The organism is Pseudarthrobacter sp. S9 (assembly GCF_050156545.1).
Lineage (GTDB): Bacteria > Actinomycetota > Actinomycetes > Actinomycetales > Micrococcaceae > Arthrobacter.
Genome location: NZ_CP189576.1, coordinates 1134199 through 1152667, shown reverse-complemented (window position 1 = coordinate 1152667; position 18469 = coordinate 1134199). Strand labels below are relative to the sequence as shown.

Genomic DNA, 18469 nt, shown 5'->3' with positions numbered 1-18469 from the left:
TTTTCTCCCCTAAAATGATGAAATTGCCACTGGGTGGACCTTCCCAGGCCGATCGACACGAGGAACTAATGAGCCCCGCAAACGAACCCCGACAGTCCAAGGCAGAGCGCACTGCCGCGGCCCGCGAGAAAGCACGTGAGATCCGCGAGGCTCAGCTGAAGAAGGACAAGCGCAACAAGCTGCTCATCGGCTGGGGCATTGTCGTGGCCGTTGTGGCCATCCTCGCGATCGTGGCCCTCGTGGTCGCCACGGGCATCAAGAACAACGAGCCGATCGCCGACGAAGGGTCCACCCCGGCCAACGGGAACGTTCACGGCGGTGTCACGCTGCTGGCCAATACCGACGTCGCGAAGTCCGATCCCGGCACGGTGAAAATCGCTGACCTACCCTCCGCTCCGGGCACGCCGCCGGCAGAGGTCACCCCGCCCGGCGCCGAGGCCGAAGCCGGCAAGCCGGTCAAGGTGGTTCTCTACATCGACTTCATCTGCCCGGTGTGCAAGAACTTCGAGACGCAGTATAACGAGGCGCTCACGAAGCTGCGCAACGAAGGCAAGATCACGGTGGAATACCGCGCGCTGGGCTTCCTGGACAACCGGTCCACCACCAACTACTCCTCCCGCGCGGCCAATGCTGTCGCCTGCGTCGTGAACGGGTCCCCGGACAAGTACTCGGGCTTCTTCAACGCGCTCTTTGAGAAGCAGCCCGCCGAAGGCTCCGCCGGCCTGTCCGACGCGGAGCTGAAGAAGATGGCCACGGATGCCGGGGCCAAGAGCATCGACAAGTGCGTGGATGACAAGACCTACCGCCCCTACGTGAAGCACACCACGCAGGAAGCACAAGTGATTGGTGTCACGGGCACGCCGAGCGTGTTTGTCGAGGGCAAGCAGTGGGGCAAGGGTGATAGCGCCCAGACTCCGTTCGACAAGTTCCTGCAGGCCGCCATCGACGCGAAGAAGTAACGCCGGCAAGAAGCGGCGCGCCGGGCCCGGCGCCGCGCACGGGCGTCAGGAGGGCCCGGTCCAGGATTTGTCCGGGACAGGGCCCTCCTCTTGCTCCGCAGCCTGCGTTCTTGCCATCGTTTTACCACTGGGCGTCCGTGGGCTAACCTTATCTAGCGTCCAGGCGCCGGCCCTGTTGCGGCCGGGTACCGGACGGCACAGGAATGCCTCCTTAGCTCAGTTGGCCAGAGCACCGCTCTTGTAAAGCGGGGGTCGTCGGTTCGAATCCGACAGGGGGCCCCAACGAAATCAGAAAGTCCTTGTCAGAGCCCGGTCGGGCTGCGGCAGGGGCTTTTCTTTTTTCCATTCGCCGTACGCCGAAAGAGGCGCTCACCTAGGGAACACGCGCCCCGGTCACCACCCTCTCGGCCTCATCCAAGCGAAGCTCACAGGGGCCCCATGCATCGCTACCCCGACGGGTTCTGCACCGCGCTGGCGACCGACGCGGCGCACGCGATCGCCCCGCGCAGTGGAACCCGCCGCCGTCTCAGCTTCCAGCCAACAAAGTAGTCACTTGGATCCGTGCACACACCGGGCAAGTAGCGCTGGCTGAAAAGTGAGAGTCCGCCGCCAGAAGACGGGTAGGCGCCACTCCTGTGCGGCTCGTTTCCGGTACCTAGGCTCCTTCCATCGAGTCAGTTCAACGGCGCTTAGAAGCGGGTCTCCAATATGCGTGGTCAACCAAAACCTTGGGTGTTGAGTACTGTCCACAGTGAAAAGGGCGTCTTTCGCCGGCCCCTACGTGCATGGGCCGCCGTTGTATCGGCACTCCTCGCACTTGCCCCGCTGTACGTCAGCGGCATCGCCGCCGCGGACGTGGGGACGATCGCCCACACTTCGCTGCGGACGGGGTGGGACAGCAACGAGCCCACGCTCTCGCCATCGTCGGTTGCATCCTCGAATTTCGGCAAACTGTTCTCGGCACCCGTGGACGGGCAGGTCTATGCCCAGCCACTTGTGGTGGGCGGCACCGTGATTGCCGCGACTGAAAACAATGCCGTCTACGGGCTGGACGGCATCACGGGCGCGGCGAAGTGGTCGCGCAACCTCGGGCCGGCGTGGCCGGCGTCGACCGTGGGCTGCGGCGACCTCACTCCGAATATTGGAATCACGTCCACCCCGGTGTACGACCCCGCTACGAAGAGCGTCTTCCTGCTGGCGAAGACGAATGACGGAGCGACTGTCCAGCTCCCGCACTGGTATATGCACTCTCTCGATGTGGTCACAGGAGCGGAGAAGCCCGGGTTCCCCGTCCTCATCAGCGGCGCACCGACGAACGACCCGAGCCGCCCGTTCAACGCGATGACCGCGATGCAGCGGCCTGGGCTGCTGCTCATGGACGGGGTCGTATACGCGGGTTTCGCGAGCCACTGCGACGTCGTCCCCTTCGTCGGCTACGTCGTCGGGGTGTCGACCGGCGGCCAGCAGACAACGATGTGGGCCACCGAGTCAGGCAATGGCTTCGCGGAGGGGGGGATCTGGCAATCCGGCGGAGGACTGGTGTCCGACGGTGCCGGTCAGATCCTGTTCTCCACCGGGAACGGCATCTCCCCGAAGCCCGGCCCGGGCACATCGCCCCCGGCCACCCTGGCGGAGTCCGTGGTCCGGCTCCAGGTCGGCGCGGACGGCACCCTGAAGCCCACTGACTTCTTCAGCCCCGCCGCCAACGCCAAGCTGAACCTAAACGACGCCGACTTGGGTTCTGGGGCACCGATCGGGATCCCGGACGGCTATGGCACCGCGGCGCACCCGCACCTGATGGCCCAGGTCGGCAAGGACGGACACGTCTACCTGCTGGACCGAGACAACCTGGGCGGCATGGGGCAGGGGGACGGCGGAACCGACGCCATCCTCGACGAAGCCGGCCCGTATAACGGAGTGTGGGGACGGCCCGCATTCCTCGGGACGAGCAACGGCGGGTACATCTACACCGTCGAGAGCAAGGGTTACCTGCGCGCGCACAAGCTCCTGCCGAGCATCACGGGCGGCATCAAGCTCGCCTCGGTCGGGACGTCAACCGGCACGTTCGGGTTCAGCTCGGGTGCACCGTCAGTGACCTCCAACGGCACGGACGATTCTTCCGCCCTTGTCTGGGTGGTCTACGTCAGCGGACCGACAGGGACTGGTGCGGAATTGCGGGCCTACCGGGCACTCCCGGACAACACCGGGAAACTCACGCAAGTATTCAGCGCCCCCCTTGGTACAGGGGCCAAGTTCTCGTCGGTGGCCACTGACAACGGCCGTGTGTACGTCGGCACCCGCGACGGGCATGTGCTCGCCTTCGGTGCCCCGACAACTTCAGCGGTAGGGGCGAAGAACACTGACCTCGGCAGCGCCGAGGTCAGTTCCACCGTAACCGCAACGGTGACGATCACCGCCTCGCGAGCCGTAACCGTCAACTCCATCACGACAGGTGCCCCATTCGGCATCGGTTCGGTCTCCCTGCCTCAGACGCTGGCGTCGAGCGGCAGCCTCACGGTCCCGGTGAACTTCTCGCCGACGGCTGCCGGACAGGCCGACGGCACGTTGACGGTCACGGCGTCCGACGGCGAGACAGACCTCATTGGTGTCCATGGGACCGGCACGAAGGACGGCCTGGGTGCGACTCCGGCCATGGTCGAGTTCACCGACGTGCCGACACAGACGATTAGCCGGCAGACAGTGAACATCGTCAACACCGGCACAACCGTCGCCACGATCACCGGCGTCACCTTGCCGGCCAACTCACAGCTCACTGTAGACCCGGCTACATTGCCCGCGGTGGGACAGCAGATCCAACCCCTCGCGTCAGTGCCGGTCTCCCTCACCTTCAGTCCCACGACGGCGGATCCGGTGGCAGACTCGCTGACGGTCGTCAGCGACCGCGGTCCGGTGACTGTGCCTGTGACCGCCACCGCCGTGTCCGGAACGGCGCACCTGCAGCTGCCGTCCTCGCTGGACTTTGGTGACGTCCCCGTGGGGCTATCGGCCACCAGGGACTTCACGATTCAAAACACCGGAAACGTCCCAATGACCATCACCAAGGCCAAGGCGCCGCAAGGGGTCTTCACAACGGCCACTCCCATTTCCGAGGGCCTGAAAATCCCCGCGGGTGACTCCGCCTTCCAAAGTGTGACCTTCACGCCGTCGGCCATCGGGCAGGCCGGGACGCTGGACACGTACTATCTGATCACCGCGGACGACGGCCAGGGCGCGATGAAGGTGATGCTCACCGGCAACGGCACCGACGACCCAATCGCTGTCAAAGCAAAGGAGAGCGGCGCCGGCAACCTGGGGTCGACCCTCGGGGTAGCGCTCACCGGAGAATACCCCGTGGCAGCTGGGAAGTGTCAGGATTACACGAAAGGGGTGATCTGCTGGTCGGCAGCGACCGGGGCGCATGAAGTCCACGGTTCGATCTTCGCCCGCTACAGCGCGGCGGGTGGTGCCGCCGGCTTCCTCGGCTTCCCGATGACCGACGAGACGGGCACGGCGGATGGGGTGGGGCGGTTCAACCACTTCTCCGGTTCGGGTGGGGGCTCGATCTACTGGACGCCAAAGACCGGGGCGCATGAAGTGCGGGGTTTGATCCGGGCCAAGTGGGCCGCGCTCGGTTGGGAGACGGGCAAGCTTGGCTATCCGGTGACCGACGAGACGGGCACAGCGGATGGGGTGGGGCGGTTCAACCACTTCTCCGGTTCGGGTGGGGGCTCGATCTACTTGACGCCAAAGACCGGGGCGCATGAAGTGCGGGGTTTGATCCGGGCCAAGTGGGCCGCGCTCGGTTGGGAGACGGGCAAGCTTGGCTATCCGGTGACCGACGAGACGGGCACGGCGGATGGGGTGGGGCGGTTCAACCACTTCTCCGGTTCGGGTGGGGGCTCGATCTACTGGACGCCAAAGACCGGGGCGCACGAGGTGCGGGGTTTGATCCGGGCCAAGTGGGCCGCGCTCGGTTGGGAGACGGGCAAGCTTGGCTATCCGGTGACCGACGAGACGGGCACAGCGGGTGGGGTGGGGCGGTTCAACGACTTCTCCGGTTCGGGTGGGGGCTCGATCTACTGGACGCCAACGACCGGGGCTCACGAGGTCCACGGTTTGATACGGGCCAAGTGGGCCGCGCTCGGTCGGGAGACGGGCAGCCTTGGCTACCCAATCACCGACGAGTTCGCAGTTCCCGTCGGCCGTGAATCGGATTTCCGCGGCGGCCGGCTGGTCTGGAGCTCGACGACGGGCGTGGTTAGCGGATAGCGCTAGCGCCGTTCCCGGGGTTGAATCCGACAGGACCCCGCCGCGGATCGCAGGACGCAGAACCCCGCCAGCTCCGATAATGCATCGGAACTGGCGGGGTTTTTCGCTGCCGCGAGGGCGGCCGCGCGGGTCGCCGCGAGGGTGGCCGCGCGGGTCGCCGCGAGGGTGGCCGCGCGGGGCGGGTCAGCCGGAGCCTACTCCGGAATCACCAGCGCAGGCGTGTCTCTCCGGATGGTTTCGCCGCGGAAGAATCCCGGGTGCAGCCGGGCCGTGAGAAGCATGACCACCGCGCCCAGCGCCAGGATTCCGATCCCGATGATGAACACGAGGCCCACCCCGAAGATCTCCGAACCGCTGCCGAACTCGGGCGCCCAGCTGTCCACCGCCGTCTGGAAGAACACCACGGTGAGCACGAGTCCGCCAATCACAGGGAACAGCAGACGCATGAAGAAGTTGCGGACGCTGGAGAACAAGCTGTGCCGGAAGTACCACGTGCAGGCGAACGCGGTCAGGGCGTAGTAGAAGCAGATCATGAGGCCCAGGGCCATGATGGTGTCGTTGAGGACGTTTTCGCTGACCGCCTTCATGACCGCGTAGAACCCGCCGGAGATCACGCCGGCGATGACCGTGGCGTAGCCTGGCGAACCGAAACGCTTGCTGACCGTGGCGAAGCGCGGCGGCAACGCCCCGTAGTGGCCCATAGCCAGGAGGCTGCGGGCCGGGGACGCCATGGTGGACTGCAGGGATGATGCGGTGCCGGACAGCACAGCCAGGGACATCAGGATGGCCAACGGGCCCATCACGGGGGAGGCCAGCGCGGCGAAGACGTTCTGCTGGTTGTCCGGGTTGTTCAGCCCGATGCCGTCCCCGCCCACGCCGGCCACCATCATGGTTGCCACGATCACGGCGATGTACAGGCCGAGGACGGCGATCGCCGTCGTCGTGCCCGCCTTGCCGGCAGTTCCCTTGCCGCCCTTGGTCTCCTCGTTCACGGTCAGGCAGACATCCCAGCCCCAGTAGACGAAGACCGCCAGGGACATACCGGCCGTGAACTGCTCAAAGCTCTCGATCTTCGTGGGGTTGAACCAGTCCCAGCTGAAACCGATGGCGGTGGGGGAATCCCCGGAGGCGGCGTGGGTGAGCGCCATGACGATGAAGATTGCCAGGACCACGACCTGGAACCCGACCATGCTGTACTGGACCAGCTTGGTGGCGTGCAGGCCGCGGTAGCTGACCCAGACGGCCAGTGCCACGAACACGAGGCAGGTGGCGATGTTCAGCGCCTTGTTGGAGGTCAGGTCCGCCAGCTCGGGATTGCCGAACACCTGAGCCAGGAAGAGGTAGAAGAAGTCCACCGCGACACCCGCCAGGTTGGACAGGACGATGATGTTTGCCGCCAGGAGTCCCCAGCCGCCCATCCAGCCGACGAACGGGCCGAAGGCCTTGGTGGCCCAGGTGAAGGTGGTGCCGCTGTCCGGGGAATCGGCGTTGAGCTCGCGGTAGGCGAACGCCACCAGGATCATGGGGATGAACGCGATGATGAAGATCGCTGGCAGCTGCACGCCCACGGCGCTGACGGCGGGTCCCAGCGAACTGGTCAGGCTGTACGCCGGCGCCACCGAGGAGATGCCCAGGACTACGACGGCGAGCAGGCCGAGCTGGCCACCCTTGAGTCCCTTGCCTGTGATGCCGTGTTTCGAGCCGGGCGCATCCGCCAGATCGGGTGGTGTGTCCTCGCCGCGCTCGCGGCCGATCGTTTGACTCATGTCAGACCCTTCTCTAGGAGACAGCCGGTTGTTGTTGGGTGATGCAGTGGATGCCGCCGCCGCGGGCAAAGAGCTCGCGGGCGTCGACGCCGATGACCTTGCGGCCGGGGTAGGCGTCCGCAAGGATGCGCAGGGCTTTCTCATCCATGGGGTCCGCGAATGTGCAGGCGATGACGCCTCCGTTGACCACCAGGTGGTTGATGTAGCTGTAGTCGACGAAGCCTTCGCTGTCCGTCAATGTTTCCGGGGCGGGCACCTCGATGATGTTCCACTCGCGGCCGGCAGCATCCCTGGTGGTGGCGAGGTGGCTGAGGATCTCCCGGCTGACCTCGAAGTCCGGATGCTCCGGGTTCTGCTGGGAATGTACCAGCAGCGTGCCTGGCGACGGGATGGCGGCCACGATGTCCACATGACCGCGTGTTCCGAACCGCTCCGAATCCCGGGTCAGCCCGCGGGGGAGCCAGACAACGTGGCTGGCGCCGATGGTCCGGGCCAGCTCCGCCTCGACGTCCGCCTTGTCCAGCCCGGGGTTGCGGCCGGGGTCAAGCTGCACGGTCTCGGTGACGAGCACCGTTCCCTCACCGTCCACGTGGATGCCGCCGCCTTCATTCACCAGTGCCGAGAGGACGTGGCTTGCCCCGGAGCGCGCCGAGACCTCCGCGGCCACGAGTGAATCCTTGTCCCAGGCGGCCCAGTCCTGGCCGCCCCAGCCGTTGAAGACCCAGTCCACGGCGCCGAGCCGGCCGCCGGCGTCCAGGACAAACGTGGGGCCGATGTCGCGCATCCACGCGTCATTCAGTTCGGCGGTGAGCACCTCAATGTCCGGGTGAAGGTAGCGGCGGGCGGTCTCGACGTCGTCGGGCGTCACCAGCATGGTGACCGGTTCAAACTCCACGACGGCGTTCGCGACGGCGGCCCAGACGGACCGGGCGGCGTGGGCTTCTTCGTCCGACTCCCCGAGGGTGTAGCCGCCTGTCGGGAACGCCATCCAGACTCGGTCCTGGGGTGCCGTCTCCGACGGCATACGCCAGCCGCTCATGCGGACGCCTCCAGGTACATCGGTGTTACGCCGCCGAACGGCGCGTCGTGGCGGACGGGTTCGATGAGCCGGGCATAGGTCTCCGGGCGACGGGTGGCGAGGAAAGGGAAGAGCGTCAGCCAGTCCTTGCGCTGGTCCAGGTACAGATCCGCGACGAGGACGGCGGATTCGTCCCGCGGGGCCTGGGCCAGAATCCGGCCGTAGGGATCGGAGATGAAGGAGGAACCGTAGAAGTTCAGTCCGCCCTCGTCCCCCCAGCGGTTCGGGGCCACCATGAACAGGCCGTTGGCGATCCCGTTGCCGACGATTACCTGCTGCCAGAGCGGTTGGGTGTCGAAGTCCGGGTGGTCCGGTTCGGAGCCGATCGCGGTGGGGTAGACCAGGATCTCGGCGCCGCCCAGGGAGTACAGGCGGGCCAGCTCCGGGAACCACTCATCCCAGCAGGTGGGCATGCCGAGCTTGGCGCCGCCCAGTTCGACGGGGGAGTGGACTTCGTAGGCGTCGCCGGTGTCCGGGCCCTGGCGGAAGAACTTGTCCTCGTAGTAGCCGGCGGTGACCGGAATGTGCAGCTTGTGGGTGCGCGCCAGCAGCTCACCTTCGGGGGAAACCAGGATGGAGGTGTTCAGGCCCAGCCCGTCGTCCGATCCGTCCGGATTATCGGCTCTCTGGTAGAGCGAGGCGTGGACGCAGATCCCGTGCCGGCGGGCCGCATCTGCAGCGAAACGGAACGTCGGGCCAGTGAGCAGGTCTTCGGCTGTGTCTGACGGGCGGGGACGGGTGGCTCCTGACCGTGAGGTGTCGTTTTCGGGGAGCCTGTCCGCGGGATAGCGGGAGAGCGTGAGCTCCGGCAGGAAGACAACAGTGGCACCCAGCCGTGCGGCGCGCTCGATTCCCTCATCCAGTTCGGCGCGGAGGGCGGCCATGCTGCGGTGCCAGCGGTGCTGGACCACGCCGATCCGCAGTGCCGGGCGGGAAGACGGCGCTGTCCGGGCCAGGGAAGCTGGCGAATCAAGGCAGGTGATCTCGATCAATTTACTACTCCAAGGAGACGGCGGTCACTAAATGAATAACGTTCATTTAGTATGAGGCCACATCGCATCGGAAGGCAAGACCTAAATGATTAAAGTTCATTTTGTGACTGCAAGCGGCATGCGCCGCGGGCCACTCCCGCGGCCTGCGGACCGGCTGGCCACCCTGAGGTTCTGCTGAGGGCTGACGGCGGGCTGACCGACCCATTTTGAAAGTCCCCGCATGAATCCATGGTCAGCTGTCCAAAGGTTTTCCAACCGGGGCGTGGAAAGCTCCCGACGGAGCCGTTAGATGCGACGGCTGACCATCGACGCAGGATGCGGGGTGATAGTCGGATTTCACCGTCGGCGTCACCGCAGGAATGACGGGCCGTCTGCTCTCCGGCCGTCTGCGGTCGAGGCAACTTCATGGGCGAAGTTTTTAGAGGGCTGGGCTCCTACGTTCCTTCCGGGCCCCGTACACCGTTTGATGTTCTCTGAAGGGATAGACCATGACGAAACACTCCACCGGACCGACATCGTTCCGGCAACTGGTCGTGGTGCTCGCGGCGGCCGGTCTCGTCGTGACCGCCGGTGTTGGTCCGGCCGTCGCCAAGGGCGGCGGCACAGCGAAGCCGCCCAAAGGGGCAGTCTCACCTTGGGTCGTGCCCACCCTGCCGACGCCGGCTTTCTCCGTTCCGGCTGCGCAGCTCCACGGTTTCGATGACACCGGTCTCGCGCAGAACGCCACGGTCGGCAACGCCGACTGTCCCTCCATCACCGATCCGGCCGCGTTCGGTGGGACTGTCACGCTGAACGGCGTCCTCATCACCATCCCGTGCAATCTGGTCTTCCAGATGCTGGCCAACACGCTGAGCTGGGCGCAGTTCGTCCAGGGGACCGGCGGCAGCGCACCGCTGCCCACCAAGGATCTGGAGCCGCAGGCGGTGGGCAATATCGTCGGCACCCGCCACATTGCCGCCCTGGCCTTCATATCCCAGCAGACACTGAACGGCGGCCGCGGCGTGATCACCGCCCTGGATTACGCCAACGGTTCCCTCCAGGTGGCCAACGCCGCCGGCGGAACCGTGACAGTCCAGCTCAACGATCCCAAGATCGCCGGTCTGCATGACAGCACCGGGGCGGACACCGGGGCCCGCCTGCGTGCCACCAAGGCACCCAACGGGCTGCTGAGCCAGCCGGACCGGACAGTACGCGTCGGCGTCCGGAGCCTGTGCATGCCCACGCCGGTGAACACCACCACGACGGTCAATCAGGCCGCCCTGGACGCGTGCTTCAAGAACGCTGCCACCAACGCCAACGGGCTGCAGCCGGGTCCGCCCACGTCCGCGCGCTCCCCCTGATGGCGGCAATCGCCGTCACGGTCATTGGTCTCTCCGGAACCGGCCCAGCCTGGTTCGACAATCCGGGAAGCTCCTTGAATGAGTCAGTGAACATCTCCCGTCATCATTGAGGCACACAGAAGCCTGCCGGTGCCCGGTCAAGGGCGCCGGGACGTTAGGCCCCAGTCCGCGGATACCGGACGGCGGACTCTTGGCGTATGAGTGAATCGAACCCGGAAACGACACCGGACATCAAGTCCACCGAGCTCAAGGAACAGCCGACGGCGGTGGTGCGGGAAACAGTCCCGATGAACGCCCTGCGCGACTTCTTCGGCCGCGCCTTCAGGGCGGTCATGGGGGCGGTGCAGCAACAGCATGTCCAGCTGGCCGGGCCACCGTTCGCGCTGTACCGGGGGATGCCCACCGACGTCGTCGACGTCGAAGCCGGCTTCCCGCTGGCCGCGGCGTTCACGAGAGCAGGCGGCGGAGACACCGGGGTGACGGCCGGAACGCTCCCCGCAGGGCCGGCCTTCGAGGCGATGCACATCGGCCCGTATGACTCGCTGCAGCAGACTTACGGCGCGATCCTGGCCCGGATGCAGGCCGAGGGCGTGACCCCCGGGGACGCGATGTGGGAGTACTACCTCAGCGATCCGGCAACCGAACCGGACCCTGCCAAGTGGCAGACACTCGTCGTCTGGCCGGTCGCCTGAACGGTGTGACACGACTGCCGCGCGGTCTGGATCGCGCGCCCTGAAGACGCATGGGCCACTCGCGGGCGACTCATAGTGTCGCTTTAAACACACTATTCTCCAACTGCGTGCATAATGACCTAAACTGCTTCACTGAGGTGCCTGAAATGGTGCTGCGCAGCAACGAAAGTGAACCCCGAAATGGCTACCGATTACGACGCCCCACGCAAGACAGAAGAAGAGTCTCCCGCTGAATCGCTGGAGGCCCTTCAGGCGTCCCGCGGCGGCGGCGCCCAGACTGCTGTTATCGACGTCGACGAGAACGACACCGCAGAAGGCATCGATCTTCCCGGCGCGGATCTGTCCGGCGAAGAGCTGACTGTCATTGTTGTTCCCGAGCAGTCCGATGAATTCACCTGCTCCTCCTGCTTCCTGGTCCGCCACCGGTCCCAGGTCGCCCGGGAGAAGAATGGCATGAAGTACTGCCGCGACTGCGAGGGCTAGGAGCCCTCCAGTCCGCCAGCAGCTACACGGCAGCTGGCGTCACAGCAAGGCCCCGCGAAGCGCCGGACCCGCAAGGGTGCCGGCGCTTCGCCGTTCCCTGGTTCATTCGTCAACCGCGTGGACGACGGCGTCGACGACTTCGACGACGGCGCGAATACCGTCTTGTGACCAGGCGCCGCTCAGCCTAACGGTTGGGCGCCGAAGTCGCCGGAGGCCTCGTCGGCAGGCTCCGGCAATCTTACGCTTGAAGTGTCTGATCGTTTGAGGGGGTGGCCGAGTTGAAGAAGATTCAGGTATGGCTGGCGGCCGTTGTGATGGGCCTGGGCCTGGGGTTGCTTGCACCCGGCGCGGCCGCTGCAGACTCCTACTGCGGACTGGTGTGGGGATCGCTGGTCAAGACAGATCCTGCCATAAGCCAGGCAAAGGTGGTCAACGTCCGCACCGGGCAGCACTACTGCTTTGACCGGCTGGTCATCGAGCTCAACGGGCCCGTGGCCGGCTACACCGCCCGCTATGTGCCCCAGGTGGTGCAGGACGGTTCGGGGCTGCCGGTCCCATTGAGGGGCCAGGCCTTCATCCAGTTCACGGTCAACGCCCCGGCTTACGACGACAACGGCAATTCCACGTACAACCCCGCGGACAAGAACGAGCTGACCAACGTGACCGGTTATCAGACGTTCCGGCAGGTGGCCTGGGCCGGCAGCTTCGAGGGTTATACCAGCCTGGGGCTCGGGGTGCGTGCGCGTCTGCCGTTCCGGGTGTTCACCCTGCCCGGGCCGGACGCCGGTTCACGCCTCGTGATCGACGTCGCCCACTTCTGGTGATGGCTGGGGCTGAAGCGAGTTCCCGCTACAGCGAGTTGAGGTCCGCCCGGAGCGGGTAGTCGCGGCCGTCCAACACGAGCTGGGTGCAGCGGCGGGTGCCGGGGTTGAGCACAATCGGGGCCATGAGGTTGACCGTGGTGGTTCCGGCGGAGTGGTTGATCACAACGAGCACCTGGGGGCCTCGCGCGGCTCCAGTCCCAGGGCTTCCAGCGAGGCAGCCGGAATCGGCGGGGTGTAGCTCGGGACAAATACGGCCGCGTCGGCCAGGAACAGCCGCACCGGGGTGGTGCCGGCCTCGAGGGCGTATAGCCCGGCGGCGCCGTCGACGCTTCGCAGCGTGAAGTCGTGCACGTGCTCGAGCCCCGGCATGGGCGCGGTGAAAGTGACGGGGGTGTCCATGACCACAGTGCTCATCGCAGGAAGTCCATCAGCGTGGGCTGCAGGACCCGCGCCGTGGCGGCCAGGGCCACCTGGTAGTTGGTTTCCTGAAGCTTCAGGTCCATGATGACGCTGCCAAGATCGGCCTTTTCAATACCCATTTTCTGCGCGTCCAAGGTGGCCTCCAGTTCTGTGTTGACGTTGCCGGCGCGTTCCAGCTGCGCCTGCCGTGTTCCTATCTCAGCACGTCCGTTGATCACGGCCTTGAATGCGGAGTCTACCTCGGCCAGCCGTGGAGAGATGTCGGTTCCCGCGCGCAATGCCGTGGCCATGTCGTTGACCAGCTTGAATACGGAGCTGGCGCCGTCGCCGAAGATTTTGGCGCCGTCAGCGTCTACACGGACGGTCTGGTTGTCACTGATGCGCCGCTCCACGGTGCTGCCCGGAATCCCGTTGAACACCGGCGGATTGCCCGGGGCAAACGCGCCGGCAGCGTCGGAGCTGCCGGCGAAGATGTTGCGTCCCAGGTGCTGGGTGTTGGCGATGGAGAGCATGTCCTTGCCCAGGCCTTCGAGCTCAATCGCGATGGCGTCTTTGGCCGGCTGGTTGAGCGCGCCGTTGCCGGCCTGCACGGTGAGGTCCCGGATCTTGCCCAGCACATTGGTGGCCTGGCCAAGCGCGGAGTCCGCCGCAGTTAGCCAGTTTCCGCCGTCGTCGATGTTCCTGCCGTATTGGGCAGAAGCGGCGAGCCTCGAGCGGGTCTGCAGCGCCTGCCCGGTGGCCGCGGGATCATCCGAGGGTCGGGAGATCTTGTCCAGCGAGGAGGCCTTCTCCTGGAGTGCTGCCAGTCTGGACTGCTGGGTCTGCAGGGTCCGCTGGGCGGAGGCGCTCATGGTCAGGTTTGTTACGCGGTTCAGCATGGCTACCTTCCTACCAGTCCGGTGCGGTTGATCAGGACGTCCAGGGCTTCATCCACGGCGGTCATGACCCGGGCGGCCGCCTGATAGGCGTGCTGGTTGGTGAGCAGGCTGACGTTCTCCTCGTCCAGGCTCACCGAGGCGCTGGACGCGCGGGCGGTGAGGGCTGACGTTTCCGCAGCCGCCGTGAGGGACTCGTGCTGCTGGGCGCCGCGTGACTGCACGCCAATCCCGGTGACGATGCTCGCCCAGACGCTGTCCGGGGAATTCGGTCCGGTGCCGAGCTGGGAGATTTTGTCCGCAACGCTGCTGTCGAGTTTCCCGGCACCGGCTACGCCGAGAGCGATCGCGCCGACGTCCTGGGGTACCACGGTAAGGCTGAGCGCGGCCGGGCCGGTGGGCGCCGAATTGAAGAAGTTGCCGGCAACCGCCCCGGTGGAGGTCTGTGCACCGAAGTGCACGGCGTTGACAGCATCCCTGAGCTTTCCCGCGAACTGGTTGTAGGACTCTGCGGCCTCGGCGATGGCGCCACCTGTTCCACCGCTGGCGGGCGCCAGCACGGACAACGCACCGGCGATTTCTCCGCCGTCGAGGCCCACTGCAGCGCCGGGGCGGTCGGTCCACTCGAGCTGCACCGGGGTTCCGGCCGGCTGGTTCATTGCCTGCTTGCCGGCCAGCGTCAGCATCCGGACGGAGCCGCCCATGACGAGGGCGTTGCCGCCGACATGGACGTCCACGGTGCCGTCGGCCTGTTCGCGGACGGTGCCGCCGGTGAGCCGGGAGATGGTCTCCGTGAGTTTGGCCCGGGCATCGATGAGTTCGTTGGCTGAGCCGCCGGCTGCGATCGTGGACCGGATGGTGGTGTTGAAGGCCGCTACCTGAGATGCCGCCGCATTGACCGTGTCAACGGCGTTCCGGGCCTGGCCGCGGACGCTGCTCCACTGTGAGTCGAGCGCCTGGTAGGCGGACGAGATTTTGGCGGTCAGATCGTTGCCGGCCTCCAGAAGGAGACCGGCCGGGCCGGACTCGCCCGGCTGGTTGGCCGCGCCCTGCCAGGCCGACCAGAAGTCTTGCAGCGACGCAGAGATGCCGTTGTCCCCGGGTTCCTTCAGGATGCTTTCGATCCCCTGCAGCGCGGAGGACCGGACATTTGCATAGCCCGCCTGGGCGCCTGCGGAGCGGACGCCCGCGTCCAGGAAGCTGCTGCCCAACCGGGCGACGCTGTCCACGGAAACGCCTTGCCCGGCGACGGGCCGGCCGGAACCGAACAGCCCCTGGGCGGCGGCGGCCAGCGAGGACTGCTGCACGCGCTGCCGGGTGTAGCCCTCGGTGGCGGCGTTGGCGATGTTCTGCCCGGCAACGTTCATGCCCTGCTGGGCTGCTGTCAGTCCTCGGTAGGCGGTGTTCAGGGCGCCGAAGGTGCTCATGGTCGTTTCCTTAGAACTGCTTGTCGAAGATGCGCGAGCCGGCAGATTCCCCGGTCTTGCCGTGCGCGTCGTATGTACCGGCGGCGGGACGCAGATCGGCCAGGGACTCCTGGGTGGAACGGACAGCGGTGCGCAGGTATTGCTCGTTTGCGTCGCGGAGTTCCTTGATCAGGGCCGTCTGGCGGGTCAGTGCGGTCAGGTGCGCGGCCAGGACCTCGGACCAGGCGCCTTCCGGCGCTGACGCGGCCAGTTCACCCAAGGATGCATCCGACGGCAGTCCCCACGCCTCGGCGACGACGGCGGCCTCGATGGTGCGCGCGAGGCTCGCCTGGGAGAGGTGCCCCAGCACCTGTTCGACTTCCCGGGTGCCGTGGGGCAGCCAGCGGGACTTGCCCGAGGTGAGCAGCAGTTGCTCTTCCTCAAGCTTGAAGGTGAGAACGTCCAGGAGTTCACGCTCCCGCCACAGCAGGGCTGAAAGTTCGTGGATTGCCATGGTCCGGACGGCTCCCTCGGGGGTGATTGGTGCGGTGGTGCCGGGCATGCATTCCACAGTGCAGGAAATGCAGTGCAGTAGGTGCAGCCATCAGCAGGGTTCGTAGAAACTATCGGCAGGGGCGGGGGATCCGTTAGCAGTCGGCACGGTGGAAGACGTCCAAAATTCATTGTGGGATATTGCTTACGTGTGCCGCTCAAAAGGCGATAGCTACTCCTGAAGGCCCACGGATGGGCCGTCGCTCAACATCCCGATCACGGAGGAATACATCATGGGAATGCAGATCAACACCAACCTGGCTGCGAACAACGCGTACCGCAACCTCAGCAACACTCAGAACGACCTGTCCAAGTCCTTGGAGAAGCTCTCCAGCGGCCTGCGCATCAACCGTGCCGGTGACGACGCTGCCGGGCTGGCCATCTCCGAGCGTCTGAAGTCGCAGGTCAACGGCATGGGCGTTGCAGCCCGTAACGCCCAGGACGGCATCAGTGTCATTCAGACCGCAGAAGGCTCCCTGACTGAGGTCCACTCCATCCTCCAGCGCGTCCGAGACCTGGCTGTCCAGGCAGGCAACGACTCCAACACGGCCGATTCACGCACCGCCATCCAGACTGAAGTTACGGCACTGGGCAGCGAACTGACGCGTATCGCCAAGTCCACCATCGTCAACACGATCAAGCTGGCTGACGCAGCGTCGACGTTGACTTTCCAGGTAGGCGCAGGCGGCGCGACGGGGGTCGACACAATTGATGTGAGCCTGACCGATGTCAATGCCGTTGCAGCGGCCGTCACGGCCATGACGTTCACCGATTCCACGGCCGCGCTGGCCTCGATCACCTCGGCTGACACGCAGATCAAAGCAGTTTCGACTGCAAGGGCCGGACTCGGTGCGGTCCAGAACCGGTTCGAGAGCGTCAGCAAGAACCTTCAGGTCTCCAAGGAGAACCTCTCGGCTGCGAACTCCCGAATCCGCGACACGGACATGGCTGAGGAAATGGTCAAGTTCACCAAGTCCAACATTGTGTCCCAGGCCGGCACCGCAATGCTGGCCCAGGCAAACCAGTCCGGCCAGGGCGTCCTCCAGCTCCTGCGCTAAACCCGTATCAGCAGTCCAGAAGTAGGGCTGCCGAGCTGATCGGACGAAGACAGACTCCCGATCGAATACGCTGGCCAGGGCCGGACGATGGTGGAAACCAGCGTCCGGCCCTAGGCGCAGCACCGTCAGTTTCCGTTTTCAGGTGGTGCCAACAAGGAGAAGCAGCCATGGGAATCTCATTGGATGGACTCGCCAGTGGCCTGGACACCACGTCGTTGATCAGCTTACTCACGCAGGTCGAGGCCTTCCCGCAGACCCAGCTCAAGAACAAGGCCTTTGACGTTCAGTCCATGGTGTCCGCACTCCAAGGACTGAACAGCAAGGTCGCCGCCCTCGCGGCCCAGGCCACTGCCGCGGCCAAGCCCGGGGCACTCGATCTCAACTCCGCAACCTCCTCCAGCGACAAGGTCGCTGTGTCCACCACGGCGGGGGCGAAAGCCGGCTCGATCGACTTCACCGTCTCCAAGCTTGCGCAGGCCCAGGTCACCGTCTCCGGCAGCGTCGCGGCATGGCCCTACACCACCATGAATATCAACAGCGGCGGCCAAGTCTTTACGGTGTCGCCGTTGACCAGCTCGCTGGATGACGTCGTCAGCCGTCAACGCGGCCGGCGCCGGCGTGACAGCCAGCAAAGTCTCAGTCGGGGGCGGGGAGTACCGACTCCAGTTCACAGCCTCGAAGTCCGGTAGCGCCGGAGCGTTCACGATTACCGATCCGGGCACCACTTTCACCGACGCGAAGACCGCCCAGGATGCGGAGATCCAGCTTTGGGCCGCAACTTCCGCGCAGACGGCCATCACCTCCTCGACCAACACTTTTGCGGACGTGCTTCAGGGTGTCTCGGTCACCGTCAGCGAAATCACGGCAACCCCCGTCACCCTCGAGGTCGCCCGCGACGTTGCGGGTATCACCAAGCTGGCGTCGGATCTCGTCGCCGGCGCCAACGGCATCTTCTCCCTGGTGGCCAGCAAGACCGCCGTCAGCAGCACCACGAATGCCAGCGGCGCATCCACCTCGGCTGGCATCTTCACCGGCGACAGCTCCGTCCGCGGCGTCAACCAGGCGATGCTCTCCGCGGCCTCCCTGCCCGTGGGAACTCCGCCGCGGTCGCCGTCGGAAATCGGCATCAGCATCACGCGCAACGGCACCATGGAGTTCGACGACAAGAAGTTCGCCGCTGCCCTCGCTCGACTCCGTGCTGCGCTCCGTGCGCTCCGCCGTCGAATCCGCGGCCGCCGCCAACCGCCAGGCCGTGCTGGTGTGCGCCCCGGCGCTCCGGCCCGCCATCCACCGCCTCGTGGGGCGCAGCCGGGTTCGGTGCCCGTGCTGTCCTACCGCGAGGTGACCTCAGCCAATGTCCGGATCGAAACCGTAGGAGTCGTGCGCCATGCCGAACCGCTATCGGCTTAAGGGGGCCCCGCTGGAGGAGATCCGCCGCAAGGCGGAGCTGCAGTACGGCCCCGCAGCCCGCATCGTGTCCGCGGAACGCGTCATCAGCCCCGGAATCGCCGGGCTCTTCGCCGGAGACCGTTATGAGGCCATGATCGAGGTGCTGCCCGGACATGAGGTGGTCACCGGCGAGGTGGTTCCCGAACCGGACGTCCTAGCGGGGGCCGGAGCCACACCCGCCGGGAAAGCTTCCACCGGGAAGGATCCCGCCGGGAAAGCTTCCACCGGGAAGGATCCCGCCGCAGCGGACGACGCCGGAGCTGCCGGCCCGCCGGCTGGTCCACCCGAGAGTTCACCCACCACCTG

The 18469-nt window shown here is 65.9% G+C and carries 17 protein-coding genes and 1 tRNA gene; 10 read left to right on the top strand and 8 right to left on the bottom strand.

What is annotated here, in order from left to right; all coding sequences use genetic code 11:
• The first annotated feature begins 68 nt into the window (after positions 1-68).
• From ACQCSY_RS05370 to ACQCSY_RS05360, 3 genes are all read left to right on the top strand, one after another.
• Positions 69-959: a DsbA family protein gene (locus ACQCSY_RS05370; protein WP_427133830.1), complete on the top strand. Its 891-nt coding sequence runs from the start codon at positions 69-71 to the stop codon at positions 957-959.
• A 205-nt stretch (positions 960-1164) separates the two neighbouring features.
• Positions 1165-1241, top strand: a tRNA-Thr gene (locus ACQCSY_RS05365).
• Between the two features lie 453 nt (positions 1242-1694).
• Positions 1695-5228 (top strand): choice-of-anchor D domain-containing protein, encoded by a 3534-nt coding sequence (locus ACQCSY_RS05360; RefSeq protein ID WP_427133829.1) that lies wholly within the window; start codon positions 1695-1697, stop codon positions 5226-5228.
• A gap of 194 nt (positions 5229-5422) precedes the next feature.
• On the opposite strand, the gene ACQCSY_RS05355 is transcribed toward ACQCSY_RS05360, so the two are convergent.
• The 3 genes from ACQCSY_RS05355 to ACQCSY_RS05345 are packed head-to-tail and all read right to left on the bottom strand — an operon-like array spanning position 5423 to position 9064.
• Positions 5423-6994 (bottom strand): APC family permease, encoded by a 1572-nt coding sequence (locus ACQCSY_RS05355; protein ID WP_427133827.1) that lies wholly within the window; start codon positions 6992-6994, stop codon positions 5423-5425.
• A gap of 13 nt (positions 6995-7007) precedes the next feature.
• Positions 7008-8033, bottom strand: coding sequence for an agmatine deiminase family protein (locus tag ACQCSY_RS05350; RefSeq protein WP_427133824.1), 1026 nt, complete (start codon positions 8031-8033; stop codon positions 7008-7010).
• Positions 8030-9064, bottom strand: coding sequence for a nitrilase-related carbon-nitrogen hydrolase (locus ACQCSY_RS05345; protein WP_427133822.1), 1035 nt, complete (start codon positions 9062-9064; stop codon positions 8030-8032). The genes ACQCSY_RS05350 and ACQCSY_RS05345 overlap by 4 nt, the downstream gene beginning before the upstream one ends.
• Before the next feature lie 488 nt (positions 9065-9552).
• Between ACQCSY_RS05345 and ACQCSY_RS05340 the strand changes: the two genes are divergently transcribed.
• The 4 genes from ACQCSY_RS05340 to ACQCSY_RS05325 all read left to right on the top strand — a co-directional run bounded on the left by ACQCSY_RS05340 (position 9553) and on the right by ACQCSY_RS05325 (position 12403).
• Positions 9553-10404, top strand: coding sequence for a hypothetical protein (locus ACQCSY_RS05340; protein WP_427133821.1), 852 nt, complete (start codon positions 9553-9555; stop codon positions 10402-10404).
• 197 nt (positions 10405-10601) lie between these two features.
• Positions 10602-11096, top strand: coding sequence for a GyrI-like domain-containing protein (locus ACQCSY_RS05335; RefSeq protein ID WP_427133819.1), 495 nt, complete (start codon positions 10602-10604; stop codon positions 11094-11096).
• Positions 11097-11276: 180 nt separating this feature from the next.
• A complete protein-coding gene (locus ACQCSY_RS05330; RefSeq protein ID WP_090956868.1) occupies positions 11277-11579 on the top strand; it encodes a DUF4193 domain-containing protein in 303 nt (100 codons plus the stop codon).
• Between the two features lie 278 nt (positions 11580-11857).
• Positions 11858-12403: an AMIN-like domain-containing (lipo)protein gene (locus ACQCSY_RS05325; protein ID WP_427133817.1), complete on the top strand. Its 546-nt coding sequence runs from the start codon at positions 11858-11860 to the stop codon at positions 12401-12403.
• Positions 12404-12428: 25 nt separating this feature from the next.
• Here the strand turns inward: ACQCSY_RS05325 and fliW (ACQCSY_RS05320) are convergent, their stop codons facing one another.
• Genes fliW (ACQCSY_RS05320) through ACQCSY_RS05300 form a run of 5 tightly spaced genes read right to left on the bottom strand, consistent with a single transcriptional unit; the run spans position 12429 to position 15666 of the window.
• On the bottom strand, positions 12429-12566 hold the full coding sequence (gene fliW / locus ACQCSY_RS05320) for a flagellar assembly protein FliW (protein ID WP_427133815.1): 138 nt from the start codon (positions 12564-12566) through the stop codon (positions 12429-12431).
• Entirely contained in the window at positions 12563-12817 is a 255-nt protein-coding gene (gene fliW, locus ACQCSY_RS05315; protein ID WP_427133813.1) for a flagellar assembly protein FliW, read from the bottom strand. The genes fliW (ACQCSY_RS05320) and fliW (ACQCSY_RS05315) overlap by 4 nt, the downstream gene beginning before the upstream one ends.
• Complete coding sequence (gene flgL, locus ACQCSY_RS05310; RefSeq protein WP_427133811.1) at positions 12814-13701, bottom strand: flagellar hook-associated protein FlgL; 888 nt, start codon at positions 13699-13701, stop codon at positions 12814-12816. Before flgL ends, fliW (ACQCSY_RS05315) begins: the two co-directional genes overlap by 4 nt.
• A 2-nt stretch (positions 13702-13703) precedes the next feature.
• Positions 13704-15125: a flagellar hook-associated protein FlgK gene (gene flgK, locus ACQCSY_RS05305; protein ID WP_427133810.1), complete on the bottom strand. Its 1422-nt coding sequence runs from the start codon at positions 15123-15125 to the stop codon at positions 13704-13706.
• Between the two features lie 10 nt (positions 15126-15135).
• Positions 15136-15666: a flagellar protein FlgN gene (locus ACQCSY_RS05300; RefSeq protein WP_427133808.1), complete on the bottom strand. Its 531-nt coding sequence runs from the start codon at positions 15664-15666 to the stop codon at positions 15136-15138.
• A gap of 223 nt (positions 15667-15889) precedes the next feature.
• Here ACQCSY_RS05300 and ACQCSY_RS05295 point away from each other — a divergent pair, with 223 nt between their 5' ends.
• The 3 genes from ACQCSY_RS05295 to fliD all read left to right on the top strand — a co-directional run bounded on the left by ACQCSY_RS05295 (position 15890) and on the right by fliD (position 18124).
• Positions 15890-16714: a flagellin gene (locus tag ACQCSY_RS05295; RefSeq protein WP_427133807.1), complete on the top strand. Its 825-nt coding sequence runs from the start codon at positions 15890-15892 to the stop codon at positions 16712-16714.
• A gap of 167 nt (positions 16715-16881) precedes the next feature.
• On the top strand, positions 16882-17403 hold the full coding sequence (locus tag ACQCSY_RS05290; RefSeq protein WP_427133805.1) for a flagellar cap protein FliD N-terminal domain-containing protein: 522 nt from the start codon (positions 16882-16884) through the stop codon (positions 17401-17403).
• Complete coding sequence (gene fliD, locus ACQCSY_RS05285; protein ID WP_427133803.1) at positions 17297-18124, top strand: flagellar filament capping protein FliD; 828 nt, start codon at positions 17297-17299, stop codon at positions 18122-18124. Before ACQCSY_RS05290 ends, fliD begins: the two co-directional genes overlap by 107 nt.
• Positions 18125-18469 lie beyond the last annotated feature (345 nt).

Excerpts from the sequence above, each read along its gene's own strand:
- flgK (WP_427133810.1), bottom strand. The coding sequence starts at position 15,125 with ATGAGCACCTTCGGCGCCCTGAACACCGCCTACCGAGGACTGACAGCA.
- ACQCSY_RS05355 (WP_427133827.1), bottom strand. The coding sequence starts at position 6,994 with ATGAGTCAAACGATCGGCCGCGAGCGCGGCGAGGACACACCACCCGAT.
- ACQCSY_RS05330 (WP_090956868.1), top strand. The coding sequence starts at position 11,277 with ATGGCTACCGATTACGACGCCCCACGCAAGACAGAAGAAGAGTCTCCC.
- ACQCSY_RS05300 (WP_427133808.1), bottom strand. The coding sequence starts at position 15,666 with ATGCCCGGCACCACCGCACCAATCACCCCCGAGGGAGCCGTCCGGACC.
- fliD (WP_427133803.1), top strand. The coding sequence starts at position 17,297 with ATGACGTCGTCAGCCGTCAACGCGGCCGGCGCCGGCGTGACAGCCAGC.
- ACQCSY_RS05350 (WP_427133824.1), bottom strand. The coding sequence starts at position 8,033 with ATGAGCGGCTGGCGTATGCCGTCGGAGACGGCACCCCAGGACCGAGTC.
- ACQCSY_RS05340 (WP_427133821.1), top strand. The coding sequence starts at position 9,553 with ATGACGAAACACTCCACCGGACCGACATCGTTCCGGCAACTGGTCGTG.
- ACQCSY_RS05335 (WP_427133819.1), top strand. The coding sequence starts at position 10,602 with ATGAGTGAATCGAACCCGGAAACGACACCGGACATCAAGTCCACCGAG.
- fliW (WP_427133813.1), bottom strand. The coding sequence starts at position 12,817 with ATGAGCACTGTGGTCATGGACACCCCCGTCACTTTCACCGCGCCCATG.
- ACQCSY_RS05295 (WP_427133807.1), top strand. The coding sequence starts at position 15,890 with ATGGGAATGCAGATCAACACCAACCTGGCTGCGAACAACGCGTACCGC.
- flgL (WP_427133811.1), bottom strand. The coding sequence starts at position 13,701 with ATGCTGAACCGCGTAACAAACCTGACCATGAGCGCCTCCGCCCAGCGG.
- ACQCSY_RS05290 (WP_427133805.1), top strand. The coding sequence starts at position 16,882 with ATGGGAATCTCATTGGATGGACTCGCCAGTGGCCTGGACACCACGTCG.
- ACQCSY_RS05370 (WP_427133830.1), top strand. The coding sequence starts at position 69 with ATGAGCCCCGCAAACGAACCCCGACAGTCCAAGGCAGAGCGCACTGCC.